10 protein-coding genes are annotated in these 13,845 nt (G+C 74.4%); 4 read left to right on the top strand and 6 right to left on the bottom strand.

Going from position 1 to position 13,845, the window contains the following annotated elements; translation table 11 throughout:
• Positions 1-15: 15 nt before the first annotated feature.
• The 3 genes from Pta02_RS32915 to Pta02_RS32925 all read right to left on the bottom strand — a co-directional run bounded on the left by Pta02_RS32915 (position 16) and on the right by Pta02_RS32925 (position 6,420).
• Positions 16-2,295: a hypothetical protein gene (locus Pta02_RS32915; RefSeq protein WP_203878902.1), complete on the bottom strand. Its 2,280-nt coding sequence runs from the start codon at positions 2,293-2,295 to the stop codon at positions 16-18.
• A 138-nt stretch (positions 2,296-2,433) separates the two neighbouring features.
• Complete coding sequence (locus Pta02_RS32920; RefSeq protein ID WP_203878903.1) at positions 2,434-3,342, bottom strand: CHAP domain-containing protein; 909 nt, start codon at positions 3,340-3,342, stop codon at positions 2,434-2,436.
• Between the two features lie 363 nt (positions 3,343-3,705).
• Positions 3,706-6,420 carry a helix-turn-helix transcriptional regulator gene (locus tag Pta02_RS32925; RefSeq protein WP_203878904.1) on the bottom strand — a complete coding sequence of 905 codons (2,715 nt, stop codon included), beginning with the start codon at positions 6,418-6,420 and terminating at the stop codon, positions 3,706-3,708.
• A gap of 295 nt (positions 6,421-6,715) precedes the next feature.
• Here Pta02_RS32925 and Pta02_RS32930 point away from each other — a divergent pair, with 295 nt between their 5' ends.
• From Pta02_RS32930 to Pta02_RS32940, 3 genes are read left to right on the top strand one after another with little or no spacing between them, the layout of a single operon-like run.
• Positions 6,716-7,342: a hypothetical protein gene (locus Pta02_RS32930; RefSeq protein WP_203878905.1), complete on the top strand. Its 627-nt coding sequence runs from the start codon at positions 6,716-6,718 to the stop codon at positions 7,340-7,342.
• A gap of 9 nt (positions 7,343-7,351) precedes the next feature.
• On the top strand, positions 7,352-8,731 hold the full coding sequence (locus Pta02_RS32935) for a sensor histidine kinase (RefSeq protein ID WP_203878906.1): 1,380 nt from the start codon (positions 7,352-7,354) through the stop codon (positions 8,729-8,731).
• Positions 8,728-9,564: a response regulator gene (locus tag Pta02_RS32940; protein WP_203878907.1), complete on the top strand. Its 837-nt coding sequence runs from the start codon at positions 8,728-8,730 to the stop codon at positions 9,562-9,564. Before Pta02_RS32935 ends, Pta02_RS32940 begins: the two co-directional genes overlap by 4 nt.
• 217 nt (positions 9,565-9,781) lie before the next feature.
• Here the strand turns inward: Pta02_RS32940 and Pta02_RS32945 are convergent, their stop codons facing one another.
• The 3 genes from Pta02_RS32945 to Pta02_RS32955 all read right to left on the bottom strand — a co-directional run bounded on the left by Pta02_RS32945 (position 9,782) and on the right by Pta02_RS32955 (position 12,699).
• Complete coding sequence (locus tag Pta02_RS32945) at positions 9,782-10,339, bottom strand: shikimate kinase (RefSeq protein WP_203878908.1); 558 nt, start codon at positions 10,337-10,339, stop codon at positions 9,782-9,784.
• Positions 10,340-10,576: 237 nt separating this feature from the next.
• Positions 10,577-11,431 (bottom strand): NmrA/HSCARG family protein, encoded by an 855-nt coding sequence (locus Pta02_RS32950; RefSeq protein WP_239131416.1) that lies wholly within the window; start codon positions 11,429-11,431, stop codon positions 10,577-10,579.
• A 20-nt stretch (positions 11,432-11,451) separates the two neighbouring features.
• Complete coding sequence (locus Pta02_RS32955; RefSeq protein ID WP_203878910.1) at positions 11,452-12,699, bottom strand: MFS transporter; 1,248 nt, start codon at positions 12,697-12,699, stop codon at positions 11,452-11,454.
• A gap of 79 nt (positions 12,700-12,778) precedes the next feature.
• Between Pta02_RS32955 and Pta02_RS32960 the strand changes: the two genes are divergently transcribed.
• Positions 12,779-13,696: a LysR family transcriptional regulator gene (locus Pta02_RS32960; RefSeq protein ID WP_203878911.1), complete on the top strand. Its 918-nt coding sequence runs from the start codon at positions 12,779-12,781 to the stop codon at positions 13,694-13,696.
• The last annotated feature ends 149 nt before the right edge of the window (positions 13,697-13,845 follow it).

Consider the following 13,845-nt stretch of genomic DNA (forward strand, 5'->3'; position numbering starts at 1 on the left):
TCCGTGGTGCTCGTCTCAGGTGATCAGTCGCTGGAAAGCGTCGTCATAGGCGGGGTCGAGGTAGTAGTCGATGTGGCCGAAGATCCGCGGGGGCGTCTCCGGGCCGTCCCGCGGGCGGCGCGGGGGAGCGGGCCGCTCCGTGCCGGGGGCGGCCGGGTCCCACAGAGGTTCGTCCACGCCGCCGGAGGGTGCCCAGGGGTGGCTGAAGGCGAAGACCGGGCCTCCGACGGGGTCGGAGCTCCGGTGCAGGTTGGACCACAGGCAGGGGGGCTGCCCGGAGTCCGGCGGCCGGGGTGCGGCGAGCATCTCCTTGACGGCCTGGAGCGTCCCGAACCCGAAGTAGGCGGGGAAGTACCGCGCGTAGAGCCTGCGCAGCGGTGAGCCGTGGGTCAGCAGGCGCGTGTGCCGCCGGTCCCCGGGATCCAGCTGCAGGACCAGGGCCGCCGCGATCACGCTGCCCTGGCTGTGGCCGGAGACCACGACGGTGCGCCGTTCGTCCCGGACGAGCGTCCTGACCCTGTCCATCAGATCCGGGATGACCCGCTCGGCGTAGCACGGCGGGGCGAGCGGGTGCGTGGCGCGGGGCCAGAACGTGGTGATGTCCCACAGCACGCCGACCGTCGAGCGCAGCGCCGGATGCTCGTACGCCCGCCAGCCCACGACGATCAGTCCCACCGCCACGCCCGCCGTGATCACGATGCCCAGCACCACGGCCGGGCCCGTCGGCACACCGCCGGGACGTACGGCGAGCAGGATCACGCCGACCGCGACCGAGGCGGTCGCGACCGTCGCGATCACCGCCGCGACCCGGCCGATGCGGTCCGTCAGCCCGGCCGTCGCCCAGGCCCCGCTCACGTATTCGGCGTGGTCGGGATATCTCCGGCGGACCTCGGGGAGCAGGCGCGCCCGCTCCCGCCGCCACTCCGCCAGCAGCCACAGGGACAGCAGCACGACCGACAGGACGGCCGTGAGCGTGGCCAGCGTCGCCCACCAGTAGGGGCCGGGCAGGATGATCCCGCCCGCCGAGTCGCCGGAGAAGGACGGCGTCCCCACGACCCGCGCCACGGCGAAGGCCAGCCCGATGGCGAAGACCGCCGCGAGGGTCCAGGCCATCAGGAGCGTCACCGGGGCGGCCAGACCCCACAGGGCCCGGGGATAGAGCGTGCCGGCCTCCGGGGGGTCGCCCGGGCCCAGGGCCAGGACGAGGGTTCCCGCCGCCACGGCCGTCAGCACGGCGGCCTGCACCCAGAAGAGCGTCTCCAGGACGCCGTGGAAACCGGGCAGGGCCCGGCTCCCGAGCGAGATCTCCCGGCCTCCCGCGAGCATCCCGGCGGTGAAGGCCGTGCCGTACAGGACCAGGGCGAGCGAGCGCAGCCCCGCGCAGACCCTCCCCAGCAGCGACGACCAGGCCGGTTCCCGTCCCGGCCGGTGCCGGGAGGCCGTGCGGGGCAGGGCCACCAGCGCCGCCGAGACGGCGAGCACCGCCAGCCCGGCCGGGTACAGCGTGCCGTACGGCTGGACCGACGTGAACGGCAGGGCCAGGAACAGGGTGATCAGGGCGAAGCCGAAGGCGACGTGGAGCGAGCGGAGGCGGCCCACCGGGGCGCCGCCGTTCCACATCCGGCGGTCGGCCGGTGGGACACCCGCGGCCAGGGGCTCCGGCCGGTTCCCGCCGACCATCCGCATGTCGTAGCGGGCCCAGGAGACGCTGCCGAGCCACCAGATGAGGCCCAGCAGCAGCGCGGGCGGCAGGGAGGCCAGGGCCAGCCGCCGCACGGTGTCCTCGGCCACCGCCGCGCCCGGCCAGCCGGGGAGGGCGGAGTCATGTCCGGCGCCGGCCGCCTGCCAGCCGACGACGTCCATCGAGGTCCCGGCCAGGGCCGCGATCAGGGTTCCCGTCAGCGACAGCGCGAACAGCCGGTGCCCGGCGCCGACCGTCCGCCGCAGCCCCGCCAGGTGTTCGCGGCCGTCCGCGATCCGCCGCGGTGTCATGTAGAAGGCGATGTTGGCCAGGGCGAAGGGGAGCAGCAGCAGCCAGAACGCCCGCGACCGGGAGCCGGAGGTGAGGTCGCCCCACACGTAGGCCTCGCGCTGCCACGCGATGCCGGGGCCGCGCTCGGCGGGCAGGTAGACGCCCACCGCGTCACGCGTCCTGTCACCGAGGAACTCGACCTGGTCGGGACAGCCGGGGTACAGGACGGACCCGGGCGTGGCCCCGGCCACACCGTGGATGCGCAGCTCCGTGACCCGCGCGCGGGTCGGGGCGCAACCACCGGGCGGTTCTTCGACGGGCATCGCTGTTCACCTGCGCGACCGAGCGGATCGGGCCACTACGGGGGAAGATACGCACCCGCCACCGCCCACGCCCCGGTGGCCGCCCTAGGGAATTCCCTAGGGCTGCCCGGTACCGGAGGCGTCCTCAGGGCCGGAGGCTCAGCCCGCGTAAGCGGGGTGGCCGAAGCCGACGATGGTGCCCATGCTCCGCTTGCGGGTCATGACCTTGTCGCTGGTGTTGCCCTCGACCGTGGTGACGGTGCCGTCGGCGTTGACGGCGGTGACCATTCCGACGTGGTCGATGGCGGCGATGTTCTTGGAGCCGCCCCAGTCGAAGAAGACGATGTCGCCGGGGTGCGGGGTGCGGCTGAAGCGGTCGTTCTTCTTGAACCACGCGGCGTGCGAGGGGGTGTAGGCGAAGATGCCCATCTGGTCCTGCAGGCCGTGCTGGGTGGCCACCCACGCCAGGAACATGTCACACCAGGCGGCGGAGGCGAAGCCCTGGCCCTGCTGGCCGGTGTACTTCTCGTACCACTTGCCGTAGACGGTCGTGCCGTCCGCGGCCTCGCCCTCGCCGACCTTGCTGAGCGCGGTGGCGATGACGCCCTGCGCGGTGCCGACACCGGTGGCGGCGGCGGTGCTCTGAGGCTGGGTCTGTGCCTGGGTCTGGGTCTGGGTGGCCGCCGACAGGAACTGGTCGACCACGGGGATGCCGGTGCTCTGGGAGGGGTCGAGGCCGGTGGCGGCGGTGTCCTGGGCGGAGTCGAGGGACGGGATCTCCGCGGCCGTGTCCTGGCCCGGCAACTGGGGCTCGGTGATGGACGACTCCGACGTGGAGATCCGGTTCTCGAAGTTCTGGATATCGCCCTCGATCTCGGAGATCCGGGCGCGCATCTGCTCGAAGGGGATCCGGCTCGACTGACCGTCGTCGATCCCGGGGATGTCGGCGGTGACGGTGGTGACGGCGGCCTCCGCGGGCAGGACGGCGAAGCCGGCGGTACCGGCGACGATCAGACCGGCGGTCAGGCTTCCGCGGTACCAGATGCGCGACAGAACGGACAAGGACACGTCTCCTTCCGGCTGCCCGCGGGGAAGGAGAGGCCCCGGTGGCATGCGAAGGAGAGGCCTCAGCCTGGCCGGTGAAACCGGCCGGGTCAGGCGCGCACCCGCGGGCAGAGCGGTCCGCGCCCATCCTGCTGTCGGCTGACCATTCGGCGGGCGCGGGCCGCCGCTGAGGCGATGTTCGGGTGCAGATGGGTTGCAAACGTGCGTCGCACGGAGGAGACCGGCTCGGGATGTCGGCGCAGAAAACGGCGCAGAAAAACGGCGCGGAAGGCCGGCGGGTCCGGGTGCGCCGCGTCCGGAAGCGCCGGCGCGGTCACGTCACCGGGGGCGGGTCACGTCACCGGGGGCGGGTCACGTCACCGGAGGTCATGTCACCGAGGTGAGTTTCGCGGCCAGCGCGGTCCGGGAGGAGACGCCGAGCTTGGCGTAGACGTTCCCGAGGTGGTACTCGACCGTTTTGACGCTGAGCACCAGCTCGCCGGCCACCTGCCGGTTCGTCATGCCGCGGACGACCAGCCGGGTGACGGCGTCCTCCTGGGGGGTCAGCCCGAAGGGGTCGCCGCCCTGCCGGTCGGCGGCCGGGTGGCCGCACGCGGCCAGTTCCTGGTCGCAGCGCGCGAGATAGGGCGAGGCGCCGAGCCGTACCAGGAGCTCACGGGCGGAGCGGAGCTGCTCGGCGGCCGCGGAACGGCGGCCGGCCCGGCGCAGGAAGGCCCCGAAGTGCAGGTGGAGACGCGCCCGCAGGAACGGCGAGCCGCCGCACAGGGCCGCCTCGTCCAGGCCCTCGTGGAAGGCCCGCTCCGCCTGCTCGGGCTCGTGCCGGAAGGCGTGCAGGTTGCCCCGGGCGCGGGCGAGGGCGGCCAGCACGGAGTGACGCTCGCGCTCGGCGGCGAGCTTGCAGGCGCGGTCGAGTACGGCCTGCGCCTGCTCCGGCCTGCCCAGCGCGACGAGCGCGTCGATGAGGAGGTCGTGCCAGGGGACGACGCCCGGCTCGTGCACGAGGTCGTGCGTCCCGAGATCGAGGAGCGGTTCGAGGGCGGCGACGGCGCCGGCGTGGTCGCTGCCGGCGGCCGACAGCTGGGCGCGCGCGTGGGCGGTGTGGACCTGCGAGGCCAGGTTCCCGCCGTGGGCCATCCGCTCCTCGGCCGCGCGGATGTGGGCGGTGGCGCGTTCCCACTCGCCCCGAGCCGCGGGGACGAGGGCGGCCAGGGCGTGGCAGATCGGCGCCACCCAGACCTGCTCGGCGTCGTCGGCCAGGGAGGCGGCGATCTCGGTGTGGATGAGGGCGTCGTCCCACTGCCCGGCGCGGTGCTCGGCCTGGCCGAGCATGGCCGTGGCCAGGATCCTGAACGGGACGGACCGGTCGCGGCAGGCGACGAGGATGCCGTGGAGATCGGCCACCGCTCCGGAGAGGTCGTCGCAGCAGGTGCGCAGCAGCCCGCGGCCGAGCAGGGCGTCGAGCTCGTGCTGGGAGGAGGCCAAGGCGGGGTCGGCGAGATCGCGGACCAGCGCCAGCCCCTCGGCGGTGCGGCCGGAGATGCACAGGCCGGTCAGGCGGGTGTACACGGTGAAGTCCGTGACGCCCTGTCCGGGACCCAGCCGGGCGGCCCGATCCGCCCACATGACGGCCTCCTCGCCCCGGCCGCGCAGCACCGACAGCAGCGCCATCTGCTGCGCGGTGCGCCTGGCGAGGTCCGGCGCGCCGGTGGGCTCCAGCTCCGCCCACGCGCTGGCCAGCAGGGAGTGGCCCTCACCCGTGTGGCCGGTGACGATCGCCAGATGGCCGCCCGCGCAGGCGCGCACCGCCGGTTCGGTGTCGGCGGGCAGCTCGTCGATCAGCCGCCTGGCCTCCTCGATCCGCCCGTCGAGCAGCAGCACGCTCACCGCCTCGGCCATGAACCGGCCGCGGGCCGCCGGGCTGCTGCTGAGATGCGCTGCGTCGAGAAGGTGGTCGGCGGCGCCGGCCCAGTGCCCGGCCGAGGCCTGGGCCCGCGCGTGCTCGGCCAGTTCGGCGGCCAGCGGGGGATCGGGCCGGTCGGCGGCGCGGACGCGGTGCCGCAGGCGGTGGAAGCCGTCCTCGGTGAGGTCCGCGACGCGCCGGTGCAGCCCCACCCGCCTGGCCGGTCCCAGGTTCTGGTAGACGGAGGCGCGGACGAGGGGGTGGGGGAAGGAGATCATCAGTCTTCCGGCGTCGTGCCGCTCGGTGAGCAGCCCCAGCGTGACCGCCTCTTCGAGGGGGTCCAGCGGGTCGGCGAGACCGGCGAGGGAGGCGGCCGTGTGGCTGGGGCAGGACATGCCCAGGACGCTGGCGGCCTCGACCAGCTGCCGGGTCCGCGGACCGCACCGGGCGAGCTGGCCGAGGACGAGCAACGCGTAGGACCGGGGCGCCGGCAGCGGGGCGTCGGTGTTGTCCAGGATGTCGCCCGGCACCTCCTCCAGCAGCGCCCGGGCGTGCAGGGGATTGCCGCCGGTGTGCTCGCGCAGCCGTTCGAGCGCCTGCGGGCGCAGGGGCGGCAGGCCCAGCAGGTCGCCGAGGCGGCGCAGCTCTCCCGCGTCGAGCCCGCCGAGACTGAGCCGCAGGGCGGCCGGACCGGCCAGCACGCGCCGCAGGCCCTCGGGAAGACGCGGGTCGCCGCCGTCCCTGGTCACCAGGATCGCGAGCACCCGGTCCAGGCGCAGCCGCCTGAAGACGAACGTGAGCGCCTGCAGCGACGGGCGGTCGGCCCAGTGCGCGTCGTCGACGATCAGGACGACGGACCCGGCGTCCTGGAGCTGGCCCAGATGGTCGAGGAGGGCGGACCCGGCCGCGAGCGGCTCGACGTCGCCGGCGGGCGTGGCCGTCAGCTGGTCCAGCACGCCGTACGGCAGCGCCGCCTCCCCCTCGTCCCCGCTGGCCTGCAGCACCCGCGTCCCCGGCGCGGCACCGAGGAAGACACGGATCAGCGCGGTCTTCCCGATCCCCGCGGGACCGTCGAGGAGCACGACGTGGGGCTCCCCCCGTCGTGCCTGCTCCAGGGCCTCGTCCAGCGCGGCCAGTTCGCGTTCGCGGCCGACGAAGAACGGCTCCGGTCCACCGGGCATGAGGCCACCTTTTTAAGGGTCCGGTAGCAGTGAATCCACGTTGACCGGCGAGGCGACAGCGGTCAAGTCAGGATGTCCTTGCGCATTTCGGCGCTTGAAACGGACCCCTCGGCGGTGAGGCCCCCGGGAGGGCGGAAGGGCACGTGCCGATCGGCCACCGGCCCGCGGCGTCACCCATGACCTTCGGCTCCGGGCCGGCTCCAGGTGTGGCCGTCAGGCACTCCCGGGAGCGCACCCGGGATTTCTAGGGTCGGAGCGTCTTCCCACCCTGTCACGGAAAAAGGAGTGTCACCGGATGTTCCCATCATGGATCTCGCGCTTCGGCGCGGCCTGCGGAGTCGTGCTCGGGCTGTCCATCGGAGTCCCCGGGCTCATCGAGGCCTTCACCGGCGAGACCGCCCTGACGAGCCTCATCATCGGCCTCGGAGCCGCCTTCGGCGCCCCCGCTCTGACGGCCTTCTATCTGCACCAGGGCGAGTCCGCCGGCCGGTTCGGCGCCGTGGCCTACGCCGTGAACCTCATCGGCCTGTGCCTGTTCTCCGGGGTGGCGTTCGCGCTGAACCTGGTTATCTTCTTCCTGGACGCGCCGGTCGTCGCCGGACTGCTCGCCGGGCCCACCAGGTTCGCACTGCTCACCGGTGTGGCGGTCTTCGCCGTCGGCACCGTGCTGTTCGGGATCTCCATGGTCCGCGCGCGGGTGTTCCCGCGCCCGGCCGCGTGGACCTACATGCTCTCGCTCGTGGCCCTGACCGTGCTGGCCCAGCTGCCCGACACCCCGCTCACCAGCGGCGTCCACGTGATCGCGTGCGGGGTGCTGGTCTGGATGTCGGCCTCGGTGTGGTCGGCGGGCGCGGCCGGTACGGCGGGCGCGGTCCGGCCGGGCGTCCGGGGGGCCGGCGAGCTGCGCGCCGGCCGGCCGTAGGCTTACGGCGTGTCCTCCACGCGGCTCGTGCCCTGGGTGTCTCCCGTGCTCTACGGCACCGTACTGGTCGCCGGTCTGTACGCCGGTCTGACGGGGCTGGGCGCGACCCGCATCGCGCAGTTCGCCGGCGGCCTGGCCGTCCTGTTCGCCGTCGACCTGGCGGAGCGCCGGCGATATCCCGGGGGCACCCCGCCCCTGCCGGCGGCCGCGCTGCTGGGCGCGCGGGTGCTCCTGTTCGCCGTCGTCGCCGCGGCCGACGGCTCCGGGCTGTCTCGGGTGCTGTTCGTCCTGGTGCCGTTCACCGCCTACTTCGCCTTCGGCCGCACGGCCGCCGTCGTGCTCGCCGTCGCCTGCGCGGGGCTGGTCGTGGTCGGGTACGAGCTGGGCACCCCCCGCTGGTACACCGACCTCGAACAGGTCTCCGACCTGCTGATGTTCTGCGTCGGCCTGGTCCTGGCCGTCGCGATGGCGGCCACCGCCGCCGAGGAACGGCGGGGGAGGGCGCGCCTGGAGGAGTCCCACCGGCGGCTGGCCGCCTCCTCGGCCCGGATCGCCGAGCTGTCGGCCGCCGCCGAGCGCAACCGGCTCGCCCGCGACATCCACGACGACCTGGGCCACCACCTGACGGCGATCGTCGTGCTGCTGGAGAAGGCCACGGCCTTCCGCGACCGCGACCCCGCGCTCGCCCAGCGCGCGGTCGACGACGCGCACGGTTCGGCCAGGCGGGCACTGGACGGCGTACGGCAGTCGGTCCGCGCGCTGCGCACCGAGACCGCGCCGTTCCGCCTGTCGGCCGCGCTCACCGGCCTGGTGGACGGCCAGGCCGACGACGGGCGGGTGAGCGTCACACTGGAGTTCGCCGGCGACGAGAGCGGCTACGACGAGCCGACGCTCGTGGCGCTCTATCGCGCCGCGCAGGAGGGCATCACCAACGCCCGGCGGCACGCGGACCCCACCACGATCGCGGTCACCGTCGCCCTCGACGAGTCCGGCGCGCGGCTGACGGTCGCCGACGACGGCAGCGGCCTGCCACCTGGCGTCCTGTCCGGCGATCCCGGCCCCGGCCTGTCATCCGGCGGTCCGGGCCGGTCGCGCGAGGATGGATCCGGGCGGTCGTCCGGCGGTCCCGGCCCGTCGTCCGGGAACGGGACCGACCCGTCACCCGGCGGTGCCGGCTCGCCGGCCGGGCGTCGCGATGAGGCACCGGCCGGGCGTCGTAGCGGGGCGCCGTCCGTGGGTGACGGCGGCTCGTTGTCCGGGCGTGGCGGGTTCGGCCTGCTCGGCATGCGGGAGCGGGCGGAACTGGCGGGCGGCAGGCTCGACCTCGACAGCGAGCCGGGGGCCGGTACCCGGTTGACGGTCACCATCCCCCGGGGAGGCGGGTCGTGAGCGGCGACGACGTCGTGAGTGTCCTGGTCGTCGACGACCAGGGGCTCATCCGGGAGAGCATCGCCTCCCTGTTGGGCATCCAGCCCGGGATCACCGTCGTGGGGACCGCCGCCGACGGGCGGGAGGCCGTCGAGAAGGCGGTGGAGCTGGAACCGGACGTGGTCCTCATGGACGTCCGCATGCCCGGGATGGACGGGGTGCGGGCCGTCGCGGAGCTGCGGCACCGCGCCCCGGCCTGCCGTGCGGTCATGCTGACCACGTTCGACGACGAGGAGTACGTCGTCCAGGCCCTGCACGCGGGCGCGACCGGTTACCTGCTCAAGGACCTGCCGGCGCGCGAGCTGGCCGCGGCCGTACGGCTCGCGCACGCCGGGGTCGTGCAGTTCGACCCCGCGGCGGCCGCGCGCCTGGCCGCCGCGCTCACCCGGCCATCGGCCGCGGGCGGTCCGGCGGCGGGCGGTCCGGCGGCCCGTCCTCCGGCACGCGGTCCCGAGTTCTCCGGTCCCCCACCCGCCGGCCCCGAGTTCTCCGGTCCCCCACCCGCCGGCCTCGCGCCTGCGGGATCCGGACCCGCCGGTCCTTCGTCCGCGGGGGCCGGGTCCGCGGGGCCCGGATCCGCCGCGGCCGACGGCGGGACCGACCTGGCCCTGACCGCCCGCGAGGTAGAGGTGCTGCGCCTGGTGGCCCGCGGCTCGACCAACCGGGAGATCGCCGGGCACCTCTATCTCAGCGAGGGGACGGTGAAGAACCACATCTCCCGGATCCTCGGCAGGCTCGGGCTGCGCGACCGCACCCAGGCGGCGATCTACGCCCGCGACCGCGGGCTGCTGTGATCCCCGCTTCTCACCGGGACCCGCTGTGGGGCACGGCCGGACCCGGCGGGCGCAGGTCCCGGCCGCGATCCCGCTCCGGCCGTGATCCCGCTCCGGCCGTGATCCCGCTCCGGCCGTGATCCCGCTCCGGCCGTGATCCCGTCCCGGTCGTGAGGCCCGGCCGGTCCTCTCCGGCCGGTCGTCCCCGTGCGGTCCGGCACGCGGTCCGGCGTACCGTTCAGTGCGCGGAGACCTCGCGCCCGCCCGGCAGTTGGTCGAGTACGGCCTGCGCCACGTCGCGCTTGGACATGGCGGGCCGCTCGAAGCGCAGGTCGGCCACCTCGGCGAACGCCGCCGCCCGGCGTTCGCGCAGTTCGATCGCCAGGTCCAGGGGCTCCTTGCCGAACCGGGGCCGGTGCGGCTTGGCCGCGATCTTCTCGGCGACGAACGCGGGGGAGGCGTCCAGCCAGACGACCAGGGCCTGCTTCATCGCGGCGCGGCACTCGGGGTCGTCGAGCACGCTGGCCGCCGCGGCGATCACCGGCGCTGGCCGCTCGGCGAGCGACTCCCGCAGGTGCAGGGCCTCGCGTTCGTGGAGCACCGTGACGCCCTCGGTCTCGGAGATCTCGGCGGCCGTCACGCCGTACCGCTCCTCCAGCCACTCGTCGCTGTCGCGCACCGGCCGGTCGAGTGCCTTGCCCAGCAGACGCGACACGCTGGTCTTGCCCGCGCCCATCAGACCGATCACGACGATCGGCCTGTCATCCGCCCGACCGGCCGGCGTCTCCTCCGCCATGCCCGCCACCTCCTGTCATCCGGGGACCCTGTCATCTGGGAACCCTGTCATCCGGAACCCTGTCATCCGGGAACAGAGCACCGGATCCCTGCCCGCGCAGGAGGCGTTCTATCGACCGGGTGCCCGCGGGGATGGGGACGACTTCCCTCCCGGGCCGCCCGCCACGTCTTCCTGACGGGCGGCGACACGCAGGTGGCCGGTGATCCGCGCGCCGTACCGGCAACGGACTCCGACCTCCTACCGGTTCCCGCGCAGCCACGCCTCGAAGGTCAGCAACCGCGGGTACCGCTCGCGGAGCGCGGCGACGTCGGCACCGTACCCCTTGCGGTCGAACCAGTCGAACATGTTCGCCACCTCCCCGGCCGCGGCCCGCAGTTCCTCGATCGGCTGCCGCTCGAAGCGGGTCGGGACGCCGTCTGCACTGGTGAACGCCTCGGCGATCTGCCGCACGGTCAGCTCGTCCCCGGCGATCTCGATCTTCCTGCCGACGAACTCGGCCGGCCTGCCGAACGCGTCCGCGGCGATCCGGCCGATGTCGGCCAGCGCGATCATCTGCAGCGGGGTGCCGGGGTCCAGCGCGATCGAGGCGACCCGTTCACCGTTGCGCGCCCGCGGCATCATGGACAGCCAGTTCTCCATGAAGAACACCGGCCGCAGCACCGTCGCGGGCACGCCGAGGGCGTCGATGTACGCCTCGATCTCCGCCTTGGTCTCGAAGTGCGCGACGCCGGACCCGCGCCCGACGGCGCCGACGGAGCTGTAGACCAGGTGCGCAACCCCCGCTGCTTCGGCCGCGTCGGCGACGTTCCTGCCCCGCCGTACCTCGGCCTCGGGGTCCGGGTCGGTCAGGTCGGCGGGCTGCACGCTGAAGACGCCGTGCACGCCCCGCACCGCCGCGCGCAGCGACCGCGGGTCGTCGAGGTCGCCGGTGACCGGTTCCGCGCCGAGCGCCCTGAGCTCCCCTGCCCCCTGCCCGTCCGGGTCGCGGACGAGGGCGCGCACCGCCCAGCCGCCGTCGAGCAGCCTGCGGGCGACGGCGCCGCCCTGACCGCCGGTCGCGCCTGTGACCAGGACGGTCTTCGTTTCCGACACTGCGAGATCCTTTCGATCGGTCATGATGAAACCGGTTTTGCGGCCCGGCGTTCCAGCACCCAGAGCACGAACATCCCGCAGCCCGTCACTCCGCCCAGGACGCTCACCGCCGTCCAGCCGCCGTGCGCCCACGCCACCGCGGCCAGCGCCGAGCCCGCCGCGCCGCCGGCGAAGAAGGCCGTCATCAACGCGGAGTTGAGCCGGTTGCGGATCTCCGGGCGCAGCGCGTAGATGACGCTCTGGTTGCTGTTGAGCACCGCCTGGTGGGCAACGTTGAGGACGATCACCCCGCTGAGGAGCCACCAGATCGAGCTGCCGCCCGCGCCGATCGGCAGCCAGGACGCGGCCAGCGCGGCGCTGCCGATCCCGGTGACCCACTGCGCGCGACCGCGGTCGGCCAGCCGGCCGGCCACCGTCGTGGCCACCGTGCCCAACGCGCCCACCAGCCCGAGCGACCCGATGGCCGCCTCGGACCAGCCGTACCGCGGGCCGGCGAGCAGGAAGGTCACCGCCGTCCACAGCACGCTGAACGACGCGAGCGACAGGGCTGCGATGCCGGCCCGCCATCGCAGCACGGGCTCGTGGCGGAACAGTGCGATCGTCGAGCGCAGCAGCGCCGGGTAGGACAATCCGCTCGGGGTGTGCAGGGGCGGCAGGAAGCGCCACAGCAGCACCGCCACCCCGGCGACGAGGACCGCGCTCACCCAGTAGACCGTCCGCCAGCCGCCGAGTTCGGCGAGCCCTCCGGCGACCGTACGGGACAGCAGCGCGCCCAGCATCAGCCCGCTCATCACCGTGCCGATCACCCGGCCGCGCTGCGCCGGCGCCGCCAGTGTGGCGGCGTACGGCACCAGGACCTGGGCGGCCACCGAGGTCAACGCGGTGAGCAGGGTGCCGGCCAGCAGCAGGGCCCCGCCGGGCGCGGTCGCCGAGACCAGCAGGAAGGCCGCGGTGGCCGCGTACAGCACGACGGCGAGCCTGCGGCGTTCCACCAGGTCGCCGAGCGGCACCAGCAGGATCAGGCCCAGCCCGTAACCGACCTGCGCGGCCGTCGCGATCATCCCGGCCGTCGTGGTGCCGAGTCGCAGCTCCCGGCCGAGCAGGTCCAGCAGCGGCTGGGCGAAGTAGTTGTTCGCCACGGCCAGTCCCGTGGCCGCGGACATCAGGAGCAGCAGCCCGCGGCTCGGCGGCGCGGCGCCCTCCGGCGCCCCGGCGGCCTCGTGGTGCGTCGTACGGCGCGCAGCGCCCGGTGGGGCCGTGTTCGTCATGCCCTAAGGCTCGGGCACCGACGATCAATGAGTCCAACGCATATTTGTCAATCGATCGATCGTGATCCACGATTGATCCGTGGAGCTGCAGCAGATGCGTTATGTGCTCGCGGTGGCGGAGACGGCGAACTTCACCCGGGCCGCCGAGCGCTGCCAGGTCGTCCAGTCGGCACTGAGCCACCAGATCGCCCGGCTGGAACGGGAGCTGGGCGCCCGGCTCTTCGAGCGCACCAGCCGCCGGGTCAGGCTGACCCCCGCGGGCGAGGCGTTCCTGCCCGCCGCCAGGCAGGCCCTCGACGCCGCCGAACGGGCGCGCGCCGAGGTGGCGGCGGCCTCCGGGGAACTCCGCGGCCGGCTCGCCATCGGCGCCATCCCCACCGTCACGGCGGTCGACCTGCCGAGCGCGCTGAAGGGCTTCCACGTGCGCCATCCGCAGGTGCGCATCACGCTGCGCGTGGGGGCGAGCGACGAGCTGGCCGAACAGGTGCGCCAGGGCACGCTGGACATCGCGTTCCTCGGGTTGCCGCCGAGCGTGCGGCCGAAGGGCGTCCAGGGGCGCGCCCTGGCGCGGGGCGAGCTGGTCGTGGTGGTGGCGCCCGGTCATCCGCTGGCCGACGCGACCGGGGTGGACCTGCACCGGCTGTCGCAGGAGGTGTTCGTCGACTTCCCCGCCGGCACGGCCGCGCGCATCCAGTCGGACGAGGCGTTCGCCGCCGCCGGCGTCGGCCGCGAGGTCGCCTTCGAGATAACGAACGCCGACCTCATGGCGCGGCTGGTCCGGCTGGGCCTGGGCATCGCCATGATGCCCGCCGCCTTCGTGCCCGAACTCCGCGACGTGCGCGTCGTCGAGCTCAGCGATCCGCCCACCCGGGTGGAGCACCTGGTCTGGAGCCGCCTGCGTCCCTCACCGGCCGCCGCCGCGTTCATGGAGGCTCTGGACGCAGGGGGAGACCGGCCGCCCGAGGGGGCGCGGGCCGTACGACCGCCCGGCCACTGAGGGGGCGGACCGGGCGTCACGCCCGCGACGGGCGCCCTCCGCCATGACGGCACGCCGGGACTCCGGGACTCCGGACGACGCGGCCGGATGCGCGCACGGCCCCGGAACCGGTCCCGGGAATCCGGGCGACGCGGCCGGGTCCGCGGTCG

Origin of the sequence: Paraplanobispora takensis (assembly GCF_016863195.1) — a bacterium.
Lineage (GTDB): Bacteria > Actinomycetota > Actinomycetes > Streptosporangiales > Streptosporangiaceae > Planobispora > Planobispora takensis.

What these genes read in the sequence shown, in the direction of transcription:
- Pta02_RS32955 (WP_203878910.1), bottom strand. Translation starts at nt 12,699, where the DNA reads ATGACGAACACGGCCCCACCGGGCGCTGCGCGCCGTACGACGCACCAC.
- Pta02_RS32915 (WP_203878902.1), bottom strand. Translation starts at nt 2,295, where the DNA reads ATGCCCGTCGAAGAACCGCCCGGTGGTTGCGCCCCGACCCGCGCGCGG.
- Pta02_RS32930 (WP_203878905.1), top strand. Translation starts at nt 6,716, where the DNA reads ATGTTCCCATCATGGATCTCGCGCTTCGGCGCGGCCTGCGGAGTCGTG.
- Pta02_RS32945 (WP_203878908.1), bottom strand. Translation starts at nt 10,339, where the DNA reads ATGGCGGAGGAGACGCCGGCCGGTCGGGCGGATGACAGGCCGATCGTC.
- Pta02_RS32925 (WP_203878904.1), bottom strand. Translation starts at nt 6,420, where the DNA reads ATGCCCGGTGGACCGGAGCCGTTCTTCGTCGGCCGCGAACGCGAACTG.